The sequence below is a fragment of the Neorhizobium sp. DAR64872/K0K18 genome (assembly GCF_050500175.1).
Classification (GTDB): Bacteria; Pseudomonadota; Alphaproteobacteria; order Rhizobiales; family Rhizobiaceae; genus Neorhizobium; species Neorhizobium soli.
Window position 1 is genome coordinate 3,162,729 of the sequence record NZ_CP191446.1, and the last position, 24,885, is coordinate 3,187,613.

Below are 24,885 nucleotides of genomic sequence, written 5' to 3' on the forward strand. Positions count from 1 at the left end.
GAAGCGGGCTTCAATATCGATCGGTGCAAAAGCGCTTAGCGGAGCTGGTTGCGCTTGGCGAGCGTGCGCAGGCGCAGAGCATTGAGCTTGATGAAGCCAGCTGCATCCTTCTGGTCGTAGGCGCCCTGGTCGTCCTCGAACGTGACCAACTGGTCGGAATAGAGCGACTTCGCACTCTCGCGACCGATGACCATGACGTTGCCCTTGTAGAGCTTCAGCGTCACTTCGCCTTCGACATGCTCCTGGCTCTTGTCGATCATCGCCTGCAGCATCTCGCGCTCCGGCGAGTACCAGAAGCCGTAATAGATGAGCTCGGCATATTTCGGCATCAGCTCGTCCTTGAGGTGGGCTGCACCCCGGTCTAGCGTGATGGATTCGATGGCGCGGTGAGCGGTGAGCAGGATCGTGCCGCCGGGGGTCTCGTAGATGCCGCGCGACTTCATGCCGACGAACCGGTTCTCAACCAGATCGAGACGGCCGATACCGTTGTCGCGACCGTAGGTGTTGAGGGCCGCGAGCAGCGTTGCCGGAGACATCTCGACGCCGTTGATCGAGCAGGCATCGCCCTTGCGGAAACCAACCTTGATGGTTGTCGCCTGATCCGGTGCAGCTTCCGGCGAAATCGTGCGCATATGCACGTATTCGGGAGCCTCGACCGCCGGGTCCTCCAGAACCTTGCCTTCGGAGGACGAGTGCAGCAGGTTGGCATCGACCGAGAACGGCGCTTCGCCCTTCTTGTCCGTGGCAACCGGGATCTGGTTCTGTTCGGCGAAGTTCAAAAGGTCCGTACGGCTCTTGAAAGCCCAGTCGCGCCAAGGTGCGATGACCTTGATATCCGGGTTGAGCGCATAGGCCGACAGCTCGAAGCGGACCTGGTCGTTGCCCTTGCCTGTTGCGCCATGCGCGATCGCATCGGCACCGGTCTTGCGGGCGATGTCAATCAGATGCTTGGAAATCAACGGCCGGGCGATCGACGTGCCAAGCAGGTAGACGCCTTCATAGACGGCATTGGCGCGGAACATCGGGAAGACGAAGTCGCGGACGAATTCCTCGCGGACGTCCTCGATATAGATCTCCTTGATGCCCAGCATCTCGGCCTTCTTGCGCGCCGGTTCCAGCTCTTCGCCCTGACCGAGATCGGCGGTGAAGGTCACCACTTCAGCATTGAGCTCGGTCTGCAGCCATTTCAGGATGATCGAGGTGTCGAGACCGCCGGAATAGGCGAGAACGACCTTTTTTACGTCTTTCGGAAGTGCCATGTCGAATTGTCCGTCTGCGGGTGGTGGCGGTTGGATCAACCGTCGTGTCTGGGATGGCGCACTTTTAGCGAGTTTCAAAAGCCGCGCAAGAAAAACCCGGAAACGACCGCGTCAGAGATGGCGCGACAGGTTCATGCGTTGATGCAGGATGCGGATGATCACGACCTGGGCGCCTTTGTGCCGGTAGACGATCCAGTGGGAGCCGCATGAGCACGTCAGATACCCTCGGCGAATTTGGTCAATCGGCTTGCCCCGCTTGCGACCACTCGCAATGGCTTGCACAGTAGAGATGATGTCGCCGTAATAGGCGTCCGCTTGGGAAAGAGACCAGGTTTCAAAAGTGTATCGCCAGATCTCCGCAAGGTCCCGTCTCGCGCGGGGCGCAAGCTTGTAACCCTTGGCTCTACCGGACATGTTTGCGATGCATTTCTTCCAGAAATTCATCGGAATCGAACGGCTGCGGCTCGCCAGAGTCTTCGCCTTCTTGAATTGCCGCGCGGATGGCCTCGAGCGAAGCGGCGTCGCTTTCCTGCATCAGGCGCAGAGCGTCCTCGATCACTTCGCTGGCGGAGCCATAACGTCCGTCTTCGACCTGCTTTTCAACAAAGGCGGCCAGTTTTTCGTCAACTTTGATAGATCTAAGTTCGCCCATCATGCCGGCTCCGGTTCGGTCTCGCGTCATGTTGACGGATCTGCTGTACGATACCATATCGCGCCGAGCCGTTGAACACCTTTGGGTCTCAGAACAGCCCGAACCTTCGAACGCCAAAACCTTTCAACAGAGGCGTCAAAGAGGAGACTTTCCATGTCCATCACTCACCCTGCTCTGAAGAAAGACAATGTCGCCGTCGTCACCGGCGCCGCCTCCGGTATCGGCCTTGCCGCTGCCAAGGAATTTGCGAAACTTGGCATGTGCGTCGTCCTCGCGGATCTCGAGGGCGACCGGCTGTCAGAGGCCTGCCGCGAGGTGGCCGCCCTTGCCGACGATGGCGAGGCCGATATCGTGGCAATCGGCACCGACGTCTCGAAGCCGGCGGAGATCGAGGCTCTGGAACGCGCCGTTCTGCAGCGCTTCGGCCGGGTGCACGTGCTGATGAACAATGCCGGCATCCAGCCTGGCAGCAGCCTGTTCGGCCCGCAGGTTAACTGGGACAACGTTCTGGCCGTCAACCTGATGGGCGTCGTCAATGGCAGCAGGACATTCGGCCCCCGCATGATCGCCCATGGCGAGCCGGCGCTGATCATCAACACCGGTTCGAAACAGGGCATCACCACGCCGCCCGGCGATCCCGCCTACAATGTCTCCAAGGCCGGCGTGAAAGCATTCACCGAAGCCCTGCAGCACGAATTGCGCAACATGCCCGAATGCAAGGTCAGCGCCCACCTTCTGATTCCCGGTTTCGTCTATACCGGACTGACCAAGGGGGGCCGCACCGAAAAGCCCGATGCCGCCTGGACGTCCGAACAGACGGTGCAGTTCATGCTGGAAAGCCTCGAACGCGGTGATTTCTACATCCTTTGCCCGGACAACGATGTCGACCGCAAGACGGACGAGCGGCGCATGGCTTGGGCGATCGGCGACATCATCGAAAACCGTCCGCCTCTGTCGCGCTGGCATTCGGACTTCACGGATGCATCAAAAAAATTCATCAGCGGCAGTTGATCGACAGGTTTGGCAGGACTTCGAAAGCCGGATAGAACGCGATAAACGTTATCCGGCTTTCGAGAGTACTCATGGAATTCCTGCCAAGCCTTGCATCGCTTCTGGCCTTCACCGCAGCCGGCCTGCTTCTGGCTCTGACGCCTGGGCCGGATATGACGCTGTCGATCAGCCGGGCGCTTGCGCAAGGGCGCAGATCGGCGCTGTTCGTGGTGCTCGGCACCAGTCTTGGCGTCGTCTGCCACACGCTTCTGGTCGCCTTCGGCATCTCGGCGCTGATTACCGCCTCGCCAACGGCCTTTTTCATCCTGAAAACCGGCGGCGCGGCCTATCTGCTGTGGCTGGCAATCCAGGCAATCCGCTTCGGCTCCAGCTTCTCCGTCGAAACCGTGGAGCGCGCAACGGCAAGCCCGCTCGCAAATATCTCGATCGGCTTCTGGGTGAATATCCTCAATCCGAAGGTGATCATCTTCTTCATGACCTTCCTGCCGCAGTTCGTGACGGCGACAGATCCGCATGTGACGGGCAAGCTGGTCTTCTTCGGGATCTTCTTCATCGCCATCGGCATGCCGGTGAACCTGATCGTCGTGCTTGCTGCCGATCGGCTTGCGAACTGGCTGCAAAGAAATCCGAAAGTCCTGCGCGGCCTCGACTACACCTTCGCCGGCGTGTTCTCGGTCTTCGCCCTGAAGATCTTCATGACGCAGTCGAGATAAGGTCGCCTCTTCGTTTCAAACTACCTTCGCTTCGCGTCGAAGGACGACTCTTCTGTTACTCCCCCTGGCCGCGGGTGGGCGGGGCACCAATTCCGATGTCGGACTGCGGGCCATGCGGGTATTCGACGCTGTGGGAATGGGTGGTCTTTTCGGCCGCCACCGGCCCGGAAAAGCCTCCGGCACCATAGAAGGCGAGATGCAGGCCCCAATAGCCACTCATGAAAACCACGATGGCGACAGCCAGCCCGGCAGGGATGGCCGAAAGCTTTTGTTTCAGTCCGGGCAGCAGCCCGTCTGCCCGGTTCTGGTCGCAGGCAACCGCCACCAGGATGGCGGTGATCAATCCGTGGCCGATCAGGTCGATACGCCCAAACGGCAAGACGGCCGAGGTGAAGATGACGATCATTGCGATGGCCGAAAGGCGGCGGATAAGCGCGGTCCAGAGAAGACCGAAGCCCATGGTGAATTCGGCGATACCGGCCATGGGAATAAAGACATCGCGGGGCATGCCCATCGTGAGAACGGGCTTTTCCAGCACCAGCGGATAGAACCATTCGGGATAGGCGAATTTTTCGAGGCTCGACCACATGAGCGCGATGGCTAACCCCCAGCGCAGCACTTCAAAACGGTGGACACGCCAGTCGTCTTTCATCGGCTCGATGATCAGGTAGGCGGCAACGCCGAGCCCGAGCGCCAAATAGTCGAACAAGTGGAAGAGATCGTAGTCCCGCGCCGCGAGCAGCCATAGGGCAACAATTCCAAGGCCGGCGAAAGGCATGGTCCGCCGCGAGAAGATCAGGGCAGCGATCAGCAACTGCAGCCAGGACACCCATTCGGCAGGCGTCTTCAGGTCCGGCGTCAGGTAAACGCCACCCGTGGCAAAGATCGCGACGAAGAACGAGCCAATGACGACGCGGACATAATCGTCGATCCTCACCCAGAGCGGCGAGGTAAAGCGATCAAGCGCTTCGAAGATCAACGGTCCAAAACGGCTGGTTTCGATCGCCCGGGCTGCGGCGAAACAAACGAGAACGAGTACGATCGCCACCCAGAACCAGATATCGCGCAGAACAGTTTCGACCGGCTGGAGAGGCGCACCCACGATGTAGGGTGCGAACCATTTCACATGCGCTTCTGCGGTTGTGGAAATTAAGGCAGCAACTATCGCTCCGCCTGTTAGTGAGACATAAAATACAGACTTCCTAATGGGATGCTGAAACATGGCGGCATCTTCCGGTTGCACCTGGATGAGCCACATCGATATCAGATTATTGCAGTCTGCATATGACCCCTACAACGGAATCAAGCGCATTTGCGCCGCGCCAGGCGGCATTTTTGCCGCCCCTCGAGCGCTCGGTTTCAGAAACGAAAGGACTGATGAGAGTTTCCAGGCTTCGAGCCGGTTCAGCCAGCAATCGAAGCCCTCCCGGCGTCAGTCGTCTTCGCCATGGCCGGCGATCATCATCGCTTCGAAGGCGAGACGCTCCGTCTTGCGCATGCGCTCCGATTCCGACTTCAGCTGACCACAGGCGGCGAGAATGTCGCGGCCGCGTGGCGTGCGGATCGGCGAGGCATAGCCTGCCTGGTTGATGAAGTCGGCAAACTTGGTGATCGTCTCCCAGTCCGAGCACTGGTAATTGGTACCGGGCCACGGGTTGAACGGGATGAGATTGATCTTAGCCGGAATGCCCTTCAGCATCTGGGTCAGCAGCTTGGCATCCTCGAGGCTGTCGTTGACGTCCTTCAGCATCACATATTCGAATGTGATGCGACGGGCGTTGGACAGGCTCGGATACTGGCGGCAGGCTTCCAGCAGTTCCTTCAACGGATACTTCTTGTTGATCGGCACCAGCATGTCGCGCAGTTCGTCGCGGACCGCATGCAGCGAGATCGCCAGCATCACGCCGATTTCCGTGCCGGTCCGATAGATTTCCGGCACGACGCCCGACGTCGACAGCGTGACACGACGCTTTGACAGCGAAAGCCCGTCGCCGTCTGTCGCGATCAGCAGCGCCGTCTTGACGCTTTCGAAATTGTAGAGCGGCTCGCCCATGCCCATCATGACGACATTCGTGACCTTGCGGTCGCCGGTCGGCACGAAAGCGCCGGGCGGCGTGTCGGCACCGGGAAAATCACCCAGCCGGTCGCGCGCCAGAAGCAACTGGCTCAGAATTTCCTCGGCCGTCAGGTTGCGCACGAGGCGCTGGGTGCCGGTATGGCAGAAGGAACAGGTCAGCGAACAGCCGACCTGGCTTGATATGCAGAGCGTGCCGCGGCCCTCTTCGGGAATGTAAACCGTTTCGACCTCGACCGGACGACCGGCACCGCGCGGCGGGAAGCGCAGCAGCCACTTGCGGGTGCCGTCGTTGGAAATCTGCTCTTCCACCACTTCGGGACGCGCAATGGTGAAATGCGTCTTCAGCATCTCGCGCATGTCCTTGGCGACATTCGTCATCGCGTCGAAATCCGACACGCCGCGAATGTAGAGCCAGTGCCAGAGCTGGCTGACACGCATGCGCGCCTGTTTTTCCGGTATGCCCTTTTCTCGCAGCGCCGCGCTCATATCCTCGCGCGACATACCGATCAGCGACGGCTTTTCACTGAACAGGTCCGGATTGGCGACGAGCGGCTTCTTGATGGCGACAGGCGCAAAGGCCTCGGAGACCGACATTTCTTCATATCCCGTTCGAATAACATGCCTTCGCCCAGCGCAGGTTTCGCGCATCGCCGTGGCATGTCTTTCTGTGAAATCATGGCGTCCCGGGTAAGCGACTTTCCGAGGAACGGTCGCGCAGGACTAATCTTGACGGGCGCTTTATCATCAAAACGACGCCACGTCACTATTCTTCGTCAAACGCAAAAGGCCGGTCGATGACCGGCCTTCCAATGCGGTGGTGGCAATCTCTGCTTACTTGCAGGATTCGACCTGCTTCAGAGCTGCTGAAATGCCCTGCAGCGAATAGGCGTAGGACGTCTTGGTGCCGCGACCGGATACGGCGCTGACGCTCATCTTCTGACCGGTGCGCATCGCTGCAACGAGAGCCGGTTCTTCGGCGGCGTTCTCGACCCAAGCGGCCTTGTCCTTGGTGAACATCGTGAAGTTCTTATTGTCGATCGTCACGGTGACCTTGGAATTGGTCTGCATCGTGTAGCCCATCATCGCCTGCGGTTCGTAGGAGATGTTCTGGCCCGGGCGCTGCGACACGATGAAGAAGATATCGCCGTGATCGACGCTTGCAGGCTCCTTGGTCGTCGGGACGGACAAGACGTAGCAGACCGTAGCCGCGCCCTGCTTGTAGGAATACGCACCCCACGCCTTGAACTGCTGGATGCGGTTCGGCGTCTGGGCGGAAGCGGTACCCGTGCCGGCGCCAAGTCCTGCGCCAATTCCGGCGAGAGTAAGCGCCAATGCGATTGCGACGGTTCTAGCGGCCATGATCTCCTGCCAATTTTCGTAATTTCAAGGGCCCGAGCCGGGCCAGTACGGACATGCCTTCTCGGCGTCATGTCTGGGCGTCATATGCGGCGTCCCAACGGTCGGGTCCCATTTTGACTTCATTCCGGTTACCAAAGAGTCAACACTATCGGTTGGATGCTGAATATGTAGTGAACCGGGATGTGGTCGAATGCGGCGCAGGGTTGCGTTTAATGATGCCCGTTCCAGACGTCGAGTTTTCTGGGCGCATCACTCAACAACGATTTGGGCAAGAGTTTGTCCGTCCGATGACGCAGGCCGCAGCACTTTGAAACTACGTATAAATCCTGCTTAAAACCGCTACCCGTTTTTCTACCGATACGGTAGGATAGTCGCAAAGCTGACGCCTACTCACAAAGAAAGCCTACTGCCGGTTAGATGCTAGGGGACGAGAGAGACCGCTTCGCCCGCCTGGTCAGGGCAGTGGCTGCAACGCGTGATCAAGACGCGTTCACTGCGCTTTTTGATCATTTCGCGCCACGCCTGAAATCCTGGCTGATGAAGCGCGGCATGAATTCGGACGAGGCAGAAGAACTCGTCCAGGATGTCATGACCATCCTTTGGCATCGTGCCAGCCTCTATGATCCCGCAAGATCAAGCCTGTCGACCTGGCTGTTCCGGGTCGCACGAAACCGCCACATCGATGCCAAGCGCCGCGCCCGAAACCGCAAGTTTGACGGCCAGGAGACATTTCTTGCCTTGGCGGAGGTACCGGGCGTCGACACCTTGTTTGAAAGCAAGGAGCGCGACGAGCGGGTCCGTGATGCCCTTTCTCAGATTCCGGACGAGCAAATGAAGCTGGTGCGGGCCGCCTTTTTCCTGGGTCAGTCCCATTCCGAAATCGCCGCTTCGACCGGGCTTCCGCTGGGCACCGTAAAGTCGCGCATCAGGCTGGCGTTCGAGCGCCTGCGGCGAGCACTGGAAGAGACTTCACCGAACTGAAGCGGCGGGGCGGCCGGATCAGCCGCTCGTCTTCATTCCGGCTGCAATATCGGGGTGATCGGCAAGCGCGCTGTCTGCTGCGTCGTAATGTCCGTCGTTGATATGGCCCTGGATCATGCGCAGGGCCGCAGCAAGAACCGCGATATCATCGCTGAAGCCGACGACCGCAAAGAAATCTGGGACGATGTCGATGGGGAGAATGAAATAGGCAAGCGCTGCCAGCAAGGTCCCGCGAACGCGCAAGGGTGTTTTTCGGTCCACGGCGCAGTAATAGGCGGCGACCAGATCGCGGCTGAATGGAATTTGCCGCGCGGCTCGCCGCATCGTCGGCCAGAACCTGGCACGCACCTGCTTTTCCCGGCGATCCTGCGTTTTTTCGTCGCCGGGCAGAAGGATCTCGCCGATCTTGACGTCATCCACGCTCATTCCGTCACTCCAGATGCTCGCTTCAATGCATCAGCATATGGGAATGCCGGTGTGAAGTTCAATTCCGGGGCGTGACGATCCGTGCGCGAAATGCCTTGTCCATCGCCCGCGCCAGCTCGAAATCGCGATCCGTCAGCCCCTTCTTCGCATGGGTGGTCAGCTGCACCTCGACGCGTGAATAGCTGTTAGACCAGTCCGGATGATGGTCGAGTTTTTCAGCCGCCAACGCGCATTCCGCCATGAACCCGAAGGCTTGGCGAAACGACGCAAAGACAAAACTCCTCGTGATCGCGTCGCCATCAAGGCCCATCGTCCAGCCATCGAGAGTGGCGATCTCGCGCTTGATCGCTTCTCTGTCCAGCACCTCATAGGCCATCAGCATACCTTCGCCAGAGACTAGAAACGGTGCTCGGCTGTTTCCATCTCGTCCTGGGCATAGCCGTAGCTGAGCTCGCGCAGCGGGAAGATTTCCTCCGTCAGGTAGGGCCCGCCACCGCAGGATTCCTTGGAAGACATCAGCACGAAACGCGGAACGAGAAAGGGCGCGGTGTGAAAATTCCCGCGCCCTGAAAGGTAATGTACGACTTCATCGAGTCGGCAGTGTTTGAGACGTGCCAGAGTGACATGCGGCGTGAATTTCCGCGGATCCGGCGCCAGTCCGAGACGCTGGCAGATCCGCTCGGTTTCCCCCTGCAGCGCGTGAAGTTCGGGCGACGGGGAGACGCCGGCAAAGATCGAATGCGGCTTCTTGGACCCGAACGAACCGATCCCGGTCAGCTTTAGCTGGAATTCCGGACGGTCGATCCGGTCCAGCCGGTCGACGATCTCGTCTGCGGTCCGTCCGTCGATGTCGCCGATGAAGCGAAGGGTGATGTGATAGTTCTCCACATCGATCCAGCGTGCACCGGGGATGCCGCCACGGAGCAGCGACAGGCTCATGGCGACATTGCGTGGAACTTCGAGGGCGATGAAAAGTCTCGGCATAGGGACCTCCTCGAATCTTTTGCAGATGCTAACAGCGGAACATGCAACTCGCTTCCGCGCAAGATATTATTTTTGCTGACTACCGATGTCCCCAAGGAAGGCTTCGACGGAAGGAAGGCTCTTTTCGACCATGGCCGCGACACCCTTTGCGTTCGGATGCATGCCGTCTTCAAGCTGCATTCCGGCAACCGTGGTCACGCCATCAAGGAAGAACGGGTAGAGCGGCAGCGCGTGTTTCTTGGCGAGCCTTTCGTAGATCGGGTTGAACTTCTGCGCATAGTCGCTGCCCATGTTCGGCGGCGCCATGATGCCAACCAGATAGATCGCGATGTTGCGCGCCTTCAGACGCGTGATCATCGCATCAAGGTTCTTTTCCGTCTGCTCGGGTGCGATGCCGCGCAGCGCATCGTTGGCGCCAAGCTCCAGGATCACGCCATCAGTGCCATCTGGAACCGACCAGTCGATGCGTCCAAGCCCGCCGGAACTGGTATCGCCGGACACGCCGGCATTGTTGATCGCCACATTGAGGCCCTTCGCCTTCAGCGCTGCCTCGAGCTGGGCGGTGTAGGATTCTGCCGGCGCCAGCTGATAGCCGGCCATCAGACTGTCTCCAAAGCCGACGATCTGGAGGGTCTTGTTCTGGGCGAAAACCGGGGCTGAGGTCAGTGCTGCCAGTATCATGACGAGGAATTGAAGCGGTCTTGCTTTAAAACGCACGATCGGTCTCCTAGATTTGGGCTTAACCGCAGCGCGGCATGAATTGCTCTTGAAGCCTATATAGGACGGTCTGCATTGACTAAAACCATCATCACGCTGCGAAAAGCCGATCTCACCCTCGGCAGCGCGGCGGCATCCGTTCACGTTTTGAAGAGCATGGATCTTGACGTCGACGCAGGAGAAGCGGTCGGCATCGTTGGTCCCTCCGGTTCCGGCAAATCGACACTGCTGATGGTGCTGGCCGGCCTCGAACGCCTCGACAGCGGCGAGATCGTCATTAACGGCCAGGCGCTTCACAACCTTTCCGAAGATGCGCTGGCGGATTTCCGCGGCCGCAATATCGGCATCGTCTTCCAGTCGTTTCACCTCATCGCCAACATGACCGCGCTCGAAAACGTCGCAGTCCCGCTGGAGCTTGCAAATGCGAAGGATCCGTTCGAGATCGCCCGCCGCGAGCTGACAGCCGTTGGCCTGGGTGAACGCCTGCACCATTATCCTGGCCAGCTCTCTGGCGGTGAACAGCAGCGCGTAGCGATTGCCCGCGCACTCGCCCCCTCGCCCGCCGTGCTGATCGCGGACGAACCGACCGGCAATCTCGACACCGAGACCGGGCGCCAGATCGCCGACCTTCTGTTTTCCAAGCAGGCCGAGCGCGGCATGACGATGATCCTCGTCACCCATGACATTTCGCTCGCTGCCCGCTGCTCGCGCCAGATCCGCGTCCGCTCCGGCGAAATCATCGACGACGGAGCAGGCGCTCCGGCCGTTCAGGTCGCATCCGTATGATGGTCGCGGTCCCCCGGCTGAAAATTGCACTGCGCCTGGCATTGCGGGAAATGCGCGGTGGCCTTAGCGGCTTCTACATCTTCCTCGCCTGCATCGCCCTTGGCACCGGCTCCATCGCCGCCGTCAATTCCGTTTCGCGCGCCATTACCGAAGCGATTGCCGGCCAGGGCCAGCAACTGCTTGCAGGCGATATTCGTTTTGAGCTGAACAACCGCGAAGCGACCGAACAGGAACGCGCCTTCTTGAGCGGGCTCGGCGAGATGTCTGTCTCAACCGGCCTTCGCTCCATGGCCCGCAAGCCGGATGGATCCGAACAGGCGCTGGTCGAGGTCAAGGCCGTCGACGGCGCCTATCCACTCTACGGAGAGTTTAAGGCCGAGCCAGCCGCGCCCCTGCAGGAACTCGTCGCCAAACAGGGCGAGACCTTCGGCGCGCTGGCCGCACCGCTTCTGCTCGAGCGCCTCGGCATCAAGACTGGCGACGAACTGTTGCTCGGCAATATCAGGCTCGTCCTGCGCGGCACGATCGCGTCGGAACCGGACGCGGTGTCCGATGGCTTCGGCTTTGCGCCCCGCCTGATGGTCAGCCGGGAAGCGCTGCAGGCGTCGGGCCTGATGGCAAACGGCAGCCTTGTCGAACACGCCTACAAGATCAAGCTGCGTGATCCTGCCAGCCGGGCCGGGTTGGCCGATCGCGCCAACCGAGAGTTCCCGGCCGCCGGCTGGTCGATCCGAAGCAGCGACCGCGCAGCCCCGTCGCTTACCGAAAACGTCGAGCGCTTCTCGCAGTTTCTGACGCTGGTCGGCCTCACCGCGCTGATCGTCGGCGGTGTCGGCGTGGCGAACGCCGTGCGGGCCTTCCTCGATGCCAAACGCACCACGATCGCCACGTTCAAATGCCTCGGCGCACCCGCAACTGTTGTCACGCTGATCTACCTGTTCCAGATCATGGTTCTGGCAGTGATCGGCATTCTGGCCGGCCTCGTCATCGGCGCCGTTTCGCCCATCGTCGCACTGCGCTTTCTCGAAGGCGTGCTTCCGGTACCGGATGGCATCAACATCTATCCGTCGGCGCTTGGGCTTGCCGCCCTGTTCGGTCTGCTGATCACCTTTGCCTTCGCCATTCTGCCGCTTGGACATGCGCGCGAGGTCCCTGCCACAGCTTTGTTCAGAGAACAGAGTTTCGACACGGGCCGGCTTCCATCCTGGCCGTATCTGGCAGCCGCAGGCGCAGCACTCGCCGCTCTCGCAATCCTTGCGATCTTCTCGTCCGAAAATCACTTCGTCGCCTCGGTCTTCCTCGGCGCGGTCGCCTGCGCGTTCGTGCTGCTGCGGCTTGTGGCGGCGCTCATTGCGTGGCTTGCCCGTCGTGCCCCGCGCGTCAGTTCGCCGGCCTTGAGGCTGGCACTCGGCAATATCCACCGTCCCGGCGCCCTGACGCCCTCGGTCGTGCTCTCGCTCGGCCTCGGTCTGGCACTCCTGGTGACGCTGGCGCTGATCGACGGCAACATGCGCAACCAGCTGACCGGCAACATCGCCCGCAACGCGCCGAACTTCTTCTTCGTCGATGTCCAGAGCGCCGAAGTCGATGGTTTCCGCAAGCTGCTGCAGGAGCAGGCACCCGGCGCCAAGCTGTTCGAGGTGCCGATGCTGCGGGGTCGCATCCTCGCCTTCAACGGTCAGGATGTCAGTCAGATGAATGTTCCGGCAAAGGGCCGTTGGGTTCTGCGCGGCGATCGCGGCATCACTTACGCCAAGAACAAGCCGGAAAGCTCGACCCTGACGCAGGGTGAATGGTGGCCGGCCGACTATGACGGCGAGCCTCTCGTTTCATTTTCGGCGGAAGAGGCAGGCGAACTCGGACTGAAACTCGGTGATACGGTCACCGTCAACGTGCTCGGCCGCAACATCACCGCCAAGATCTCCAGTTTCCGCAACGTCGAATGGGAATCGCTGTCCATCAACTTCGTCATGGTCTTCTCGCCCAACACGTTCCGCGGCGCGCCGCATGCCTGGCTTGCGACCCTCACCGATCCATCGGCAACGGCGCAGCAGGAAGCGACAATCCTGCGCTCCGTCAGCAATGCCTATCCGACCATCACGAGTGTTAGGGTCAAGGATGCGATCGATATCGTCGATCAGTTGATCGGCCAGCTGGCAACCGCGATCCGGGCAGCGGCCGCCGTGGCGCTGATCGCTTCGGTGCTGGTGCTTGCCGGGGCGCTTGCGGCCGGAAACCGCGCCCGTACCCACGATGCTGTGATCCTGAAGACGTTGGGGGGAACGAGATCCATGCTCATTCGTGCCTTTAGCTACGAATACATGATCCTCGGCTTCGCCACCGCCGTGTTTGCGCTTCTGGCCGGCGGCGTATCCGCCTGGTTCATCGTGTCGCGCATCATGCGCCTTCCCTCGACCTTCCTGCCAGATGTGGCGATCATCACGGTTGTGGCCTCGCTGGTGCTGACCGTCGGCATCGGGCTTATCGGCACGTGGCGGGTGCTGGGCCAGAAGGCGGCGCCGGTCCTCCGGGAATTGTGATCGGGAGCTTTGGGATCCATTGCGTTCCTTCCCCCTTGTATAGGCGTGGTTATCGCCTCATATTTGATGGTAGGCTTGCTGGGCTCCGCAGCGGCGCCTGGGTCTGACCGTTAGGGCCCGACACCGTGACAAATTCCGGAGCTTGAAGAGGATACTATGGCTGACTTCAACAACTATCAAAACCGAGCCGCCCAGACGGGTGCGCAGTCCGGTGCGATGATCGATGAAGGCCTGCGCGCCTATATGCTCAAGGTCTACAACCTGATGGCACTCGGCCTGGCAATCACCGGCATCGCGGCATTCGCGACCTGGCAGATGGCCGTCGCCGATGGCCAGCTGACCCCCTTCGGCCAGCTGCTGTTTGCAAGCCCGCTGCGCTGGGTCGTGATGCTGTCGCCGCTCGCCGTCGTGTTCTTCCTGAGCTTCAGGATCAACAAGATGAGCGTAAGCGCCGCCCAGGCAACCTTCTGGGGCTACGCTGCCCTGATGGGTCTTTCGCTGTCGTCGATATTCCTGGTCTTTACCGGCCAGAGCATCGTGCAGACGTTCTTCGTGACCGCAGCTTCGTTCGGCGCTCTGTCGCTCTACGGCTACACGACGAAGAGAAGCCTGTCGGCAATGGGCTCGTTCCTGATCATGGGCCTGTTCGGCCTGATCATCGCCTCGATCGTCAACATCTTCCTGGCGTCTTCGGCACTCGGCTTCGCGATCTCCGCGATTGGCGTGCTGATCTTCGCAGGCCTTACCGCCTACGACACGCAGAAGATCAAGGAAATGTATTACGACGCGGATGACGCGACGGTCATGGGCCGCAAGGCGATCATGGGCGCCCTGACGCTCTACCTCGACTTCATCAACCTGTTCACCTTCCTGCTTCAGTTCATGGGCAACCGTAACAACTGATCCACGAAGTGGAAGACAGACCAGACGACAAACAAGAAGGCGGCCGCAAGGTCGCCTTTTTTGTTGCCCGCCGGGAGGCTGCGTCATAGGCTTGCTGCCTCACCTCAAGCCCCAAGTCCTGCCATGCCCCAGCACCTTCGCGACGTCACAACCGACGACCTGCCCGCCATCACGGCCATCTACCGGGACAGTGTGCTGAACGGCACCGCAAGCTACGAGATCACCCCGCCTGATCTGAAAGCGATGACCGCGCGCTTCCACGCCATCCGCGAGAAGGGCTATCCTTACATCGCCGCCATCGACGACGCCGGCGTCCTCATCGGCTATGCCTATGCATCCGCCTTCCGCACGCGGCCGGCCTATCGCTGGCTGGTAGAGGATTCGATCTATCTCTCTCCGGGGGCGCGTGGAAAGGGTGCCGGGAAGGCACTGCTGCAGGAACTGCTCAGCCGCTGCACAGCGCTCGGCTTTCGCCAGATGGTGGCCGTGATCGGTGGCGCAAGCCCCGCATCCGTCGCGGTCCACAAGAGCCTAGGCTTCGAAATGACCGGTACGCTGAAAGGCACCGGCTTCAAGCACGGTCAGTGGCTGGACACGGTCCTGATGCAGATTGCACTCGGCGAGGCTAGGGATACACCGCCTGACCCGACGGTCTATCCCGGTTCGCTGTTCACCGAGTGAACCAGTTCAGTCGATGAGCTTCAGCGCCTTGTCGAACACTTTCAACACCTGTGGCAGCTCGTGACCACGCTTCAGGATCACGCCGTTCGTGTTGATGACGGAATAGGCACCCTGCTTGTTGGCAAGCTTGGGGTTCTTCTCGATCCTGAACAGCGGCAGCTCTCCCGATCGCTTGAAGATCGAAAAGACGGCCTTGTCCTTCAGGTGGTCGATCGCGTAATCCTTCCACTCGCCCTCGCCCACCATCCGACCATAGATCCACAGGATGGAGTCGAGCTCTCGACGGTGAAATGTCACGGGCGCAGGATCGAGGCTCTGTCGGTATTCGCTGAGATTGACGACGACGGCAGCATCGTGAGGCCGGTGGCCCCTCGGAAATTCAGGCTGATCGGTCATCAAGACTCCCAATCATAGATGTCAATGCAGTGACAGTGTGCCCCGACATTTTAGAAATTGCAACGCTGCCATACCAGGTTACCGGCTGCCGCGATGTTTTCTGAGAAAGCCGTATTTCGGTCAAAACAGCGCCCGAATTGCAAGCGAGATTGCAGATGTTGGTTTGGCGCGTTCTTTAGCGCCATTTGGCCCGGTTCGGTTCGCTGACCCTTACCCCCAGCCCCCCAGTGGATTTGGACCGGGCCGCCAACAAACTTCCCGTCGAAAAGAATGAGCGCGCGGCGCTCCGCGACCAGCTTGCTGGTGAGCGGTGTTGGTATGCCCTGTCAGTCGTCCAGCTTCTTGCGCCCGGCCATCAGGATTGTTGCGCCGATGATCTCGGCCGGCTCGCCATTCGGGCCCGATGCCTGAAGCAGGATTGCGCAACCGTCCTTCTTGGACTTGCCCATCAGCTTGCCTGGCAGCTTCAGCGACATGGTCTGGCCGTTCCACATGCCAACGGACTGCACGTCGTAGACGCTATGCCAGTAATCCATGTTCTTGCCGCTGTTTTCGCCCTTCGTCACCTCGACCTGCTGCTTCTTCGTGAAGTAGGCGACGACGACTTCGGCCTCGGCCGGTATCTGTGCATTGCCGGCGCCGATCTCGATTTCGATCTCGTCTCCGTGCATGGCAGCCGAGACGGGAACAACCAGCCCCTCTCCCTTGCTGCGCATACCATCGACCTTGGAGTTGATGCCGACCAGGTCCGTACCTTTGACATGGTCGCGACCGTTGATGATGGCCTGCGGCGTGTACACGCCGCTGCGGCCCATCGTCTTGGCATAGCCGTACTGACGCTCGGTATTCTCTTTGGAGGCAAGCGTATCGGTCCAGCCGAGATAGTTCCAGTAGTCGACGTGATAGGACAGCGCCACGACGTCGCCCTGGGCCACAAGCTGGCTGAACGTGGTGTCCGCAGGCGGACAGGAGGCACAGCCCTGCGAGGTGAACAGTTCCACGACGCCCTTCGGGGCCTTCGATTCCCCTGCCGAAGCCGAGCCTGCTATCAGCAGACCGGCAACGAGGACCATGGAGCGAAAACGAAGCAGCATGAATGGCAAACCCTTTGATAGGTTGTTTGTTATCCACGATTGCGAGGGGCAATCAAGGCCATAACGGTGGGACGCCGGATAAGTAACCGCGGCACCGGTTCAAGAGGAAGTCACGAACGGGTGAGGATCCGACATGTGATCGCTCTCTGCGATCGCGTGTCCGGCCCGTTCCGCCTGTTAGAAAAAGCTCAGCAATCCCTGGGTCAGGTAGACCGCGCCGACGCCGGTCACCACCCATCGGGTCCAGCTCCGAAAATTGGCGTCCGTCATCTTTTGCAGGATACCATTGCCCGCCCGAGCGCCCAGGATGGCGATCGGCGCGGCGATCAGCACCGCCACCATGTCGACGGTCGGAAGGTTCGAAGCGGCATCCCAGTAGAAGGCGATCTTTGCCAGATGCGAGATCGTCTGGATCGACGCCTTGGTGGCGATGACCTTGCGCCGGTCCATCTCTGTGCGAATGAAGAAGATATCGACCGTCGGACCTGCCACGCCGACGCTGATCGTCATGCCGCCGGACAGCAGTCCAGCCAGAAACGCATGCGAGGGACGGGACGCATCGAGCTGCAGCCTGTTGACCGGCAACCAGACGAGAACAGGCATCAGGCCGACACCGATCAGAACCACGATCAGGCTTGGCATATAGCTCGTCAGAAACAGGATGAGGGCGGAAACGGCGACACCAGAGCACAGGATCGAGAGGATCTTCCAGTCGATATAGGCACGGGAGAACCAGGCGCGGGATCCGTTGGAGACCATCTGGATGACGCCCTGGATCGCGATGGCGGTGCCGACCGGATAGAGAAACAGCAGGACCCACAAGAGGATCAGCCCGCCCGCCATGCCGAAAATCCCAGACAGAAGCGACGTCAGGAAAACCGTAACGGCCATGCCGATAAAAATGATGAGGGACAAGGAATGAAGACCTTAACGTCGGTGGCCAAGGCGAAATGCTCACCACCGCATCCCCGTGCTGGTCAGGGGAATTGAGCGACCCGGCACATGCAAGGTCGGAAAACCGGTTCTCCAGCCCAGGAGTTTGGGCTGACGAAGTCTTGCGAAAAGCACATCCAGGCGGGTGAGCCGATCGCCGTCAAAGAATGTCCACCCGCCGGTCTGACCGGCGGGTGGAGGATTTTTATTAAGCGACAAGATCGCGAAGAACGGTCTGCAGAATGCCGCCGTTGTTCATGTAGATCACCTCGTCCAGCGTATCGATGCGGCAGAGGATGTTGATTTCCTTCACCGAACCGTCGCCATAGGTGATCTTTGCGATCTTCCACTCGCGCGGCTTGATATCGCCTTCGAGACCGACGATCTCGACCGTCTCGTCACCCTTGAGGTCGAGCGAAGCCCAGGTCACGCCCTCTTCGAAGACGAAGGGAACGACGCCCATGCCGACCAGGTTGGAGCGGTGGATACGCTCGAACGACTGGGCGATGACGGCCTTGACGCCGAGCAGGTTGGTGCCCTTTGCAGCCCAGTCACGCGAGGAACCGTTGCCGTATTCGACGCCGGCAAAGATGACCAGCGGCGTGCCTTCATCCTTGTACTTCATGGCCGCATCGTAGATCGACATCTCTTCCTTGGACGGATAGTGGATGGTGTAGCCACCTTCCTTGCCGTTCGGGCCGAGCATGTGGTTGCGGATGCGGATGTTGGCGAACGTGCCGCGCATCATGACTTCATGATTGCCGCGACGCGTGCCGTACTGGTTGAAGTCGGCAACGGCGACGCCGTTTTCCGAAAGGTAAGCACCGGCTGGCGAAGCAGCCTTGATCGAACCGGCCGGCGAGATGTGGTCGGTGGTGATCTTGTCGCCGAACAGGCCAAGGACGCGTGCGCCGTGGATGTTCTTGAGACCGGTTCCCGTCTTGCCCATGCCGACGAAATACGGCGGGTTCTGCACATAGGTCGACTTGTCGTCCCATGCATAGGTGTCGCCGTCAGGGATCTGGACTGCCTGCCAGTTCTCGTCGCCCTTGAACACGTCCGCATACTTGCTCTCGAACAGTTCGCGGGTGACGTATTTCTGGATGAACTCCTGAACTTCCTTGGAGGTCGGCCAGACATCCTTGAGGAATACCGGCTGGCCATCGCTGCCGATGCCGAGCGGTTCCGTGGTCAGGTCCTTGCGCACCGAGCCGGCCAGCGCATAAGCGACGACGAGCGGCGGCGAAGCCAGGTAGTTGGCCTGGACGTCAGGCGAAATACGGCCTTCGAAATTGCGGTTGCCGGAAAGAACGCCGGCAGCAATCAGACCCTTGTCGTTGATCGTCTTGGAGATCGGCGCCGGCAGAGGACCGGAATTGCCGATGCAGGTCGTGCAGCCGAAGCCGACGAGGTTAAAGCCGATCGCATCGAGCGAATCCTGCAGGCCGGACTTGGCGAGATATTCGCCAACAACCTGCGATCCCGGTGCAAGCGACGTCTTTACCCACGGCTTGGACGTCAGACCCTTGGCGACTGCGTTGCGGGCGAGAAGGCCAGCCGCGATCAGCACCGACGGGTTGGATGTGTTGGTGCAGGACGTGATGGCGGCAATCGCCACATCGCCATGACCGAGATCGTAATCCGTGCCTTCAACCGGGTAGCGGTTTTCAAGCTGGCCCGGCTTCTTGTAGTCGGTGTCCATCGAGCCGGCAAAACCGGAGGCGATGTTCTCGAGCGAGATGCGACCTTCCGGACGCTTCGGGCCGGCCATCGACGGTACGACGTCGTTGAGGTCGAGTTCCAGTGTGTCGGTGAAGACCAGCTCGGCACCGTCGGTGTCGCGCCACATTCCCTGAGCCTTCGAATAGGCTTCGACGAGCGCAATGCGCTCTTTGGTGCGGCCCGACATGTGGAGGTAGCTGACGGTTTCGGCATCGACCGGGAAGAAGCCGCAAGTCGCGCCGTATTCCGGACCCATGTTGCCGATCGTCGCGCGGTCTGCGACCGGCATGTTGTCCATGCCCGGGCCGAAGAATTCGACGAACTTGGAAACCACGCCCTTCTTGCGCAGCATCTGCACGACTGTCAGCACGAGGTCGGTCGCGGTAACGCCTTCCTTGAGCTTGCCGGTCAGCTTGAAGCCGATGACTTCAGGCAGAAGCATCGAGACCGGCTGGCCGAGCATCGAGGCTTCCGCTTCAATACCGCCGACGCCCCAGCCGAGAACGCCGAGACCGTTGATCATGGTCGTGTGCGAATCGGTGCCGACGCAGGTATCCGGATAAGCGACGGTTTCGCCGTCCTCTTCACTGGTCCAGACCGTCTGGCCGAGATATTCGAAGTTCACCTGGTGGCAGATGCCGGTGCCGGGCGGAACGACGCGGAAATTCTTGAACGCCTGCTGGCCCCACTTGAGGAAGCGGTAGCGCTCGCCGTTGCGCTCGTATTCGAGCTCGACGTTGCGGGCAAAAGCGGTCGGCGTGCCGAATTCGTCGACGATGACCGAGTGGTCGATGACGAGATCGACCGGAACCAGCGGGTTGATCTTTTCAGGATCGCCGCCGAGTGCCTTGATGCCGTCGCGCATGGCTGCGAGATCGACGACTGCCGGAACGCCGGTGAAGTCCTGCATCAGCACGCGGGCTGGACGATAAGCGATCTCAGCCTCGGCCAGACCCTTGTTGTTGAGCCATTCGGCAACCGACAGGATCTGGTCCTTGGTAACGGACTTTCCGTCTTCGAAGCGCAACAGGTTTTCAAGCAGAACCTTCATCGAGAAGGGCAGCTTGGAAACGTCCGGCAGACCATTCTGCTCGGCTTTCGGAAGGCTGTAATAGACATAGTCCTTACCGCCTACGGTAAGGACGGAGCGACAATTGAAACTGTCGACAGATTTAGCCACGGATAAACCCCGCTGATGTAAGAGCCAACACGCGCGTGCGGACGCCTATGCACTTCATGCACATCAGGATGCGGGTACGACCATTTCCGCTGTCCGCACGAAAGGACTTTTGAAGATCCTCAAGTTCGGCGCTAGATGAAAATCACGCCGGCCGCTGGCGTGTTGCGATGCTTATAGATAATTTCTAAGAAGCGTTCCAGACACTTTGACGCAGGTCGCCAAACATTTTTTGGCAGCGATGTGATCGAAGGCTTAATCCGGCCCGAAAAGGCATAGACCATATGCGGCTGATTGCCGAAAATCTGAGCGCCCGGCGCGGCGAAGATCTGATCTTCCAGGGCGTCTCCTTCGCACTGTCTGGCGGCGAAAGCCTTGTTCTGACGGGGAAAAACGGATCGGGCAAATCCACGCTCCTGCGCGTCGTGGCAGGCCTCCTGCGCCCCGAAAGCGGCACCGTCACATGGCAGGCAGAGACTGCTGACAAGGGCATGCGGGCAGCAGAAGCCTGCCATTACCTCGGCCACCGCAATGCCATGAAAGCCGAACTTTCAGTGTATGAAAACCTGACATTCTGGCAGCAGTTTTTCGGCCATTCGCCGCAGGGCGAGTCTCTTTCTGTCGACGAAGCAGCCGATGCGGTCGGCCTTTCCGACATCACCCATCTGCCGTTCGGATATCTTTCCGCGGGCCAACAGCGGCGCATGGCATTTGCCAAGCTTCTCGTCTCCTTTCGGCCGGTCTGGATCCTCGACGAACCGACCGCAGCCCTCGACGTGAGTGCGGAACGCGTGTTCACCGGGCTGATCGAATCACATCTGCGCACCGGCGGCATCCTCATCGCCGCCACCCACCAGCCGCTCGGGCTTGAGAGCGCGCAGGAATTGAAGATGGCAGGATTTGCCGGTTTTGCGGCGGAGGTCTGGTGATGACCGCACTCCTCCTGCGCGACCTGAAGCTTTCCGTCCGTGCCGGCGGTGGGGCGCTGATCGGCGTCCTGTTTTTCATCACCGTTGTCGCCGTCATTCCCTTCGGTGTCGGTCCCGATCTCAACCTCCTGTCGCGAATCGGTCCGGCGATCGTCTGGATCGGAGCGCTCCTCTCCGCCCTGCTCGGCCTCGACCGGATGTTCCAGACCGACCGCGAGGATGGATCGCTGGACCTGATGCTGATGCAGGAGCATCCGCTCGTTCTGACCGTGCTCGTCAAATGCCTGGCCCACTGGATCGGCAACGGCCTGCCGCTGGTCATCGCCTCGCCGCTGCTTGGCCTGTTCATGAACATGGACGAAGTGGCGATCGGCGCCACCATGCTGACGCTTCTGGTCGGCACGCCGGCGCTCACCTTTATCGGTGCCGTCGGCGCAGCTGTTGCGGTCACCCTGCCGCGCGGCGGGCTGCTTGTCTCGATCCTCGTCCTGCCTCTTGCCGTGCCAGTGCTGATCTTCGGGGTCAGCGCCTCCTATGCGGCGGTGGAGGATCCCGCTCCATTCCTGCCGCCTTTTCTGATACTGGTGGCAATCACGATGTTTTTTGCAGTGCTTGGGCCCCTTGGCGCAGCGCTCGCTTTGCGAAACGCCGACGATTGATTAGATGGAACTTCTTTTCGCCCTGAAGTAGAAAACCCAGATGTCCGAAAGCCTTGCCATCACCAAATTCAGCGATCTCGCCAACCCGACCCGGTTTTTAGGCCTGGCGTCGCGCGTCCTGCCCTGGCTTGCAGCGGTCACCGCGATCCTGTTTGCAGCAGGCCTCTATCTGAGCTTTGCCGGCGAAGGCGACTATCAGCAGGGGCTGACGGTCCGCATCATGTATGTGCATGTGCCCGCGGCATGGCTGTCGATGATGTGCTACACGGTGATGGCGCTTTCGGCGATCGGCACGCTGGTCTGGCGCCATCCCCTGGCGGACGTTGCCCACAAGACCGCTGCCCCGCTTGGCGCCGCCTTCACGCTGATCGCACTTGCCACCGGCTCTCTCTGGGGAAAGCCGATGTGGGGAACCTGGTGGGTCTGGGATGCGCGTCTCACCTCCGTCTTCGTGCTTTTCCTGATGTATCTCGGCCTGATCGCGCTCAACCGCGCCATGGACGATCCGGGCAAGGCCGCCCGCCTTTGCGCCATCCTCATCCTCGTCGGCTTCGTAAACATTCCGATCATCAAATTCTCGGTCGACTGGTGGAACACGCTGCATCAGCCGGCAAGCGTCATTCGCATGGGCGGATCGAGCATCGACGCGTCGTTCCTGCGGCCGCTGCTTGTCATGGCACTTGCCTTCACGATGCTGTTCTTCACCCTGCACATCGCTGCCATGCGCAACGAGATCTGGCGTCGCCGCGTGTCCGCGCAGCGCCGGATGGCAGCAAGAATGGCAGGCGACAAGCCAGGCCTGACGATCGAGAAGAGCACCTGACATGAGCCACACATTCTATATCGCCATGTCCTATGGAATTGCCGGCCTCATCTCGCTCTGTCTGATCGCCTGGGTCTGGCTCGATGGCCGCGCCCGCCGCCGGGAACTTGCGCAGCTCGAAGCCGCCGGCATCCGCCGCCGCTCGGCAAAGACCCCGGAAGGCGGCAAGGCATGACCGCCGAACCCTCGTCCTCGCAAGACATCCCGCCGAAACGCCGCGGTCTTGCCCGTTATGCCTTCGCGCTTATCCCGCTTCTTGCCTTCGCAGGTTTTGCCGCAATCGCCGGCAAGATGCTCTACGACCAGGACGTCAACGGACGCGACATCTCCGCCATTCCGTCAGCCCTGATCGGCAAGAAAGCGCCGTCTCTGGCGCTGCCGCCTCTCGAGGGCTCGCAGACCGCGGCGCTGACCTCACCGGCCATTGCCGGCAAACTGACGCTGGTCAATGTTTTCGCCTCCTGGTGCGTACCCTGCCGGCAGGAACATCCGATCCTGAAGCAGCTGGCAGAAGACAGCCGGCTCACCATCGTCGGCATCAACTACAAGGACCGCAACGACAACGCGCTGCGCTTCCTCGGCGAGCTCGGCAACCCCTACAAGGCGATCGGCATCGATCCGAACGGCAAGTCCGCGATCGATTGGGGCGTCTACGGCATTCCGGAAAGCTATCTGGTCGGCCCCGACGGCACGATCCTCTACAAGAAGGTCGGCCCCTTCGACACCCGCAGCGTCACCCAGGATCTGCTACCAGCCATCGAGAAAGCGGCAGCGGGAAAAGGATGAACCAGCACTTGCTGATTCTGAACCTTGTTCAACGCCTCAAACCGCGTTTTGCCAGACCTTGATTGCATCGACGGGCCAGACCAGCATCAGCACGTTGAGGACGAGGTTGTCGCGGATCAGCAAGCCGGTGAAGAGTTCGAAGAACAGGGCGATGCACACCGTGAGCCAGACGGGCGCGCGTGCGGCAACTACGAAGCCGAGCGCCATGAACACCGTATCCATCGCCGAGTTGATGATGCTGTCGCCCGAATAACCGAGCGCCATCGTCGCGGTCCGGTAGCGATCGATGATGACAGGGGAATTTTCGGCGATCTCCCACGCGGCCTCGAGGAGGACGGCAAGCGAGAAGCGGGCCGGCACCGACGCCCGGCGCAGGATCAGCCAGCCGAGCCCGTAGAACAAAAAGCCGTGGATGATGTGGGACGGCACATACCAGTCCCCCAAATGCTGGGAATTGCCTGACGAATTCACATCAGGCTCGAACAGTTTGATGTAGCCGCATTCGCAGATCGGAATGCGGCCCATCGCGTAGAGAATGGCGATCTGCGCCACATACAGGACCAGCGCCGCCACAAGCCAGCGTCGTCCGGATGAACCGCTTGAGGGCAGCACCCCGGCAGTCACACCTCGGAACCTGATTTCGGCTCTTCGACGGAGTGCCGCATGATCAGCGGCATCTGCGACAGCGTGAACAGGATGGTGATCGGCATCGTGCCCCAGACCTTGAAGTTGACCCAGGCCTCGTCGGAGAAATTGCGCCAGACCACTTCGTTGAGCACGGCGAGAAACAGGAAGAAGATCCCCCAGCGCAGGGTGAGCTTTCTCCAGCCCTCTTCATTCAGGCTGAAGGCGGCATTGAAGACATAGCCGAGCAGCGACTTGCCGAAGAAAAGCCCGCCGAGCAGCACCACGCCGAACAGCGTGTTGACGATGGTCGGCTTCATCTTGATGAAGGTTTCGTCCTGCAGCCAGATTGACAGCGACCCGAACACCATGACGACCACGCCCGACACGAAGGGCATGACCGGCAGATGCTTGAAGACGATCTTGGAGATCACCAGCGAGATCACCGTGGCGACCATGAACAGCGCGGTTGCCACCAGAAGCGGGCCGCCGACGGCCGAAAGCGCCGGGAATTTCTGCACCAGCCATTCGCCGCGCAGGTTGCCGAAGAAGAACACCAGGAGCGGCCCGAGCTCCAGCGCCATTTTCAGGCCCGGATGCTGCTTTTCTTCCTTGGTCGGCTTGGTGTCGCTTTCAATCGTCTGCATGGGGTC

At 60.4% G+C, this 24,885-nt stretch carries 28 protein-coding genes; 12 read left to right on the forward strand and 16 right to left on the reverse strand.

The annotated features are described in order from the left end of the window. Nucleotides 1-35: 35 nt before the first annotated feature. From ACQY1P_RS20920 to ACQY1P_RS20930, 3 genes are all read right to left on the reverse strand, one after another. Entirely contained in the window at nucleotides 36-1,259 is a 1,224-nt protein-coding gene (locus tag ACQY1P_RS20920) for an argininosuccinate synthase (protein ID WP_430255293.1), read from the reverse strand. A 111-nt stretch (nucleotides 1,260-1,370) separates the two neighbouring features. Continuing rightward, entirely contained in the window at nucleotides 1,371-1,673 is a 303-nt protein-coding gene (locus tag ACQY1P_RS20925) for a type II toxin-antitoxin system RelE/ParE family toxin (RefSeq protein WP_430255295.1), read from the reverse strand. After that, complete coding sequence (locus tag ACQY1P_RS20930; protein ID WP_430255297.1) at nucleotides 1,663-1,914, reverse strand: type II toxin-antitoxin system ParD family antitoxin; 252 nt, start codon at nucleotides 1,912-1,914, stop codon at nucleotides 1,663-1,665. Before ACQY1P_RS20930 ends, ACQY1P_RS20925 begins: the two co-directional genes overlap by 11 nt. 150 nt (nucleotides 1,915-2,064) lie before the next feature. On the opposite strand from ACQY1P_RS20930, the gene ACQY1P_RS20935 reads away from it, so the two are divergent. Together ACQY1P_RS20935 and ACQY1P_RS20940 are read left to right on the forward strand one after the other, a co-directional pair. Next, on the forward strand, nucleotides 2,065-2,922 hold the full coding sequence (locus ACQY1P_RS20935; protein ID WP_430255299.1) for an SDR family NAD(P)-dependent oxidoreductase: 858 nt from the start codon (nucleotides 2,065-2,067) through the stop codon (nucleotides 2,920-2,922). A 71-nt stretch (nucleotides 2,923-2,993) separates the two neighbouring features. Continuing rightward, nucleotides 2,994-3,635, forward strand: coding sequence for a LysE family translocator (locus ACQY1P_RS20940; protein WP_430255301.1), 642 nt, complete (start codon nucleotides 2,994-2,996; stop codon nucleotides 3,633-3,635). A gap of 55 nt (nucleotides 3,636-3,690) precedes the next feature. Here the strand turns inward: ACQY1P_RS20940 and ACQY1P_RS20945 are convergent, their stop codons facing one another. The 3 genes from ACQY1P_RS20945 to ACQY1P_RS20955 form a co-directional block, all read right to left on the reverse strand. Beyond that, entirely contained in the window at nucleotides 3,691-4,761 is a 1,071-nt protein-coding gene (locus ACQY1P_RS20945) for a hypothetical protein (protein ID WP_430255303.1), read from the reverse strand. A gap of 306 nt (nucleotides 4,762-5,067) precedes the next feature. Continuing rightward, entirely contained in the window at nucleotides 5,068-6,306 is a 1,239-nt protein-coding gene (gene rlmN / locus ACQY1P_RS20950; RefSeq protein ID WP_062581643.1) for a 23S rRNA (adenine(2503)-C(2))-methyltransferase RlmN, read from the reverse strand. A 237-nt stretch (nucleotides 6,307-6,543) separates the two neighbouring features. Continuing rightward, a complete protein-coding gene (locus tag ACQY1P_RS20955) occupies nucleotides 6,544-7,071 on the reverse strand; it encodes an invasion associated locus B family protein (protein ID WP_062462391.1) in 528 nt (175 codons plus the stop codon). A gap of 417 nt (nucleotides 7,072-7,488) precedes the next feature. On the opposite strand from ACQY1P_RS20955, the gene ACQY1P_RS20960 reads away from it, so the two are divergent. Beyond that, the gene (locus tag ACQY1P_RS20960; protein WP_062462388.1) at nucleotides 7,489-8,052 is read left to right on the forward strand and encodes a sigma-70 family RNA polymerase sigma factor; all 564 of its coding nucleotides are present in this window, start codon (nucleotides 7,489-7,491) and stop codon (nucleotides 8,050-8,052) included. A gap of 18 nt (nucleotides 8,053-8,070) precedes the next feature. Here ACQY1P_RS20960 and ACQY1P_RS20965 read toward each other — a convergent pair whose 3' ends face one another. From ACQY1P_RS20965 to ACQY1P_RS20980, 4 genes are all read right to left on the reverse strand, one after another. Further along, a complete protein-coding gene (locus ACQY1P_RS20965; RefSeq protein WP_062462639.1) occupies nucleotides 8,071-8,472 on the reverse strand; it encodes a YkvA family protein in 402 nt (133 codons plus the stop codon). A gap of 64 nt (nucleotides 8,473-8,536) precedes the next feature. Further along, nucleotides 8,537-8,854 (reverse strand): 4a-hydroxytetrahydrobiopterin dehydratase, encoded by a 318-nt coding sequence (locus ACQY1P_RS20970; protein WP_325265536.1) that lies wholly within the window; start codon nucleotides 8,852-8,854, stop codon nucleotides 8,537-8,539. A 20-nt stretch (nucleotides 8,855-8,874) separates the two neighbouring features. Further along, on the reverse strand, nucleotides 8,875-9,462 hold the full coding sequence (gene thpR / locus ACQY1P_RS20975; RefSeq protein ID WP_062462385.1) for an RNA 2',3'-cyclic phosphodiesterase: 588 nt from the start codon (nucleotides 9,460-9,462) through the stop codon (nucleotides 8,875-8,877). 66 nt (nucleotides 9,463-9,528) lie between these two features. Beyond that, nucleotides 9,529-10,179, reverse strand: a complete 651-nt coding sequence (locus tag ACQY1P_RS20980; protein WP_192077850.1) for an arylesterase — start codon at nucleotides 10,177-10,179, stop codon at nucleotides 9,529-9,531. A gap of 75 nt (nucleotides 10,180-10,254) precedes the next feature. On the opposite strand from ACQY1P_RS20980, the gene ACQY1P_RS20985 reads away from it, so the two are divergent. From ACQY1P_RS20985 to ACQY1P_RS21000, 4 genes are all read left to right on the forward strand, one after another. Then, nucleotides 10,255-10,965 carry an ABC transporter ATP-binding protein gene (locus ACQY1P_RS20985; RefSeq protein WP_062581638.1) on the forward strand — a complete coding sequence of 237 codons (711 nt, stop codon included), beginning with the start codon at nucleotides 10,255-10,257 and terminating at the stop codon, nucleotides 10,963-10,965. After that, on the forward strand, nucleotides 10,962-13,505 hold the full coding sequence (locus ACQY1P_RS20990; protein WP_325265497.1) for an ABC transporter permease: 2,544 nt from the start codon (nucleotides 10,962-10,964) through the stop codon (nucleotides 13,503-13,505). Before ACQY1P_RS20985 ends, ACQY1P_RS20990 begins: the two co-directional genes overlap by 4 nt. 156 nt (nucleotides 13,506-13,661) lie before the next feature. After that, nucleotides 13,662-14,408 (forward strand): Bax inhibitor-1/YccA family protein, encoded by a 747-nt coding sequence (locus tag ACQY1P_RS20995; RefSeq protein ID WP_062581634.1) that lies wholly within the window; start codon nucleotides 13,662-13,664, stop codon nucleotides 14,406-14,408. A 123-nt stretch (nucleotides 14,409-14,531) separates the two neighbouring features. Beyond that, nucleotides 14,532-15,089 carry a GNAT family N-acetyltransferase gene (locus tag ACQY1P_RS21000; protein WP_325265496.1) on the forward strand — a complete coding sequence of 186 codons (558 nt, stop codon included), beginning with the start codon at nucleotides 14,532-14,534 and terminating at the stop codon, nucleotides 15,087-15,089. Nucleotides 15,090-15,095: 6 nt separating this feature from the next. Here ACQY1P_RS21000 and ACQY1P_RS21005 read toward each other — a convergent pair whose 3' ends face one another. From ACQY1P_RS21005 to acnA, 4 genes are all read right to left on the reverse strand, one after another. After that, the gene (locus ACQY1P_RS21005) at nucleotides 15,096-15,485 is read right to left on the reverse strand and encodes a DUF2794 domain-containing protein (RefSeq protein ID WP_062462366.1); all 390 of its coding nucleotides are present in this window, start codon (nucleotides 15,483-15,485) and stop codon (nucleotides 15,096-15,098) included. A 326-nt stretch (nucleotides 15,486-15,811) separates the two neighbouring features. Next, complete coding sequence (locus tag ACQY1P_RS21010) at nucleotides 15,812-16,579, reverse strand: DUF1223 domain-containing protein (protein WP_062462362.1); 768 nt, start codon at nucleotides 16,577-16,579, stop codon at nucleotides 15,812-15,814. A 177-nt stretch (nucleotides 16,580-16,756) separates the two neighbouring features. Beyond that, a complete protein-coding gene (locus tag ACQY1P_RS21015) occupies nucleotides 16,757-17,494 on the reverse strand; it encodes a sulfite exporter TauE/SafE family protein (RefSeq protein WP_062462359.1) in 738 nt (245 codons plus the stop codon). A gap of 226 nt (nucleotides 17,495-17,720) precedes the next feature. Beyond that, complete coding sequence (gene acnA / locus ACQY1P_RS21020) at nucleotides 17,721-20,414, reverse strand: aconitate hydratase AcnA (protein ID WP_062462356.1); 2,694 nt, start codon at nucleotides 20,412-20,414, stop codon at nucleotides 17,721-17,723. Between the two features lie 281 nt (nucleotides 20,415-20,695). Between acnA and ccmA the strand changes: the two genes are divergently transcribed. The 5 genes from ccmA to ACQY1P_RS21045 are packed head-to-tail and all read left to right on the forward strand — an operon-like array spanning nucleotide 20,696 to nucleotide 23,608. Then, nucleotides 20,696-21,340, forward strand: a complete 645-nt coding sequence (ccmA, locus tag ACQY1P_RS21025) for a heme ABC exporter ATP-binding protein CcmA (RefSeq protein ID WP_430255306.1) — start codon at nucleotides 20,696-20,698, stop codon at nucleotides 21,338-21,340. Next, nucleotides 21,340-21,999, forward strand: a complete 660-nt coding sequence (gene ccmB, locus ACQY1P_RS21030; RefSeq protein ID WP_113111713.1) for a heme exporter protein CcmB — start codon at nucleotides 21,340-21,342, stop codon at nucleotides 21,997-21,999. Before ccmA ends, ccmB begins: the two co-directional genes overlap by 1 nt. Nucleotides 22,000-22,039: 40 nt before the next feature. Beyond that, on the forward strand, nucleotides 22,040-22,822 hold the full coding sequence (locus ACQY1P_RS21035) for a heme ABC transporter permease (protein ID WP_430255308.1): 783 nt from the start codon (nucleotides 22,040-22,042) through the stop codon (nucleotides 22,820-22,822). 1 nt (nucleotide 22,823) lies between these two features. Further along, entirely contained in the window at nucleotides 22,824-22,997 is a 174-nt protein-coding gene (ccmD, locus tag ACQY1P_RS21040) for a heme exporter protein CcmD (RefSeq protein ID WP_430255310.1), read from the forward strand. Continuing rightward, a complete protein-coding gene (locus ACQY1P_RS21045; RefSeq protein WP_430255312.1) occupies nucleotides 22,994-23,608 on the forward strand; it encodes a DsbE family thiol:disulfide interchange protein in 615 nt (204 codons plus the stop codon). The genes ccmD and ACQY1P_RS21045 overlap by 4 nt, the downstream gene beginning before the upstream one ends. 36 nt (nucleotides 23,609-23,644) lie before the next feature. Here ACQY1P_RS21045 and ACQY1P_RS21050 read toward each other — a convergent pair whose 3' ends face one another. Together ACQY1P_RS21050 and ACQY1P_RS21055 are read right to left on the reverse strand one after the other, a co-directional pair. After that, complete coding sequence (locus ACQY1P_RS21050; protein WP_430256753.1) at nucleotides 23,645-24,220, reverse strand: DUF2585 domain-containing protein; 576 nt, start codon at nucleotides 24,218-24,220, stop codon at nucleotides 23,645-23,647. 8 nt (nucleotides 24,221-24,228) lie between these two features. Continuing rightward, nucleotides 24,229-24,879: a septation protein A gene (locus tag ACQY1P_RS21055; RefSeq protein WP_062462334.1), complete on the reverse strand. Its 651-nt coding sequence runs from the start codon at nucleotides 24,877-24,879 to the stop codon at nucleotides 24,229-24,231. Nucleotides 24,880-24,885: the final 6 nt, after the last annotated feature.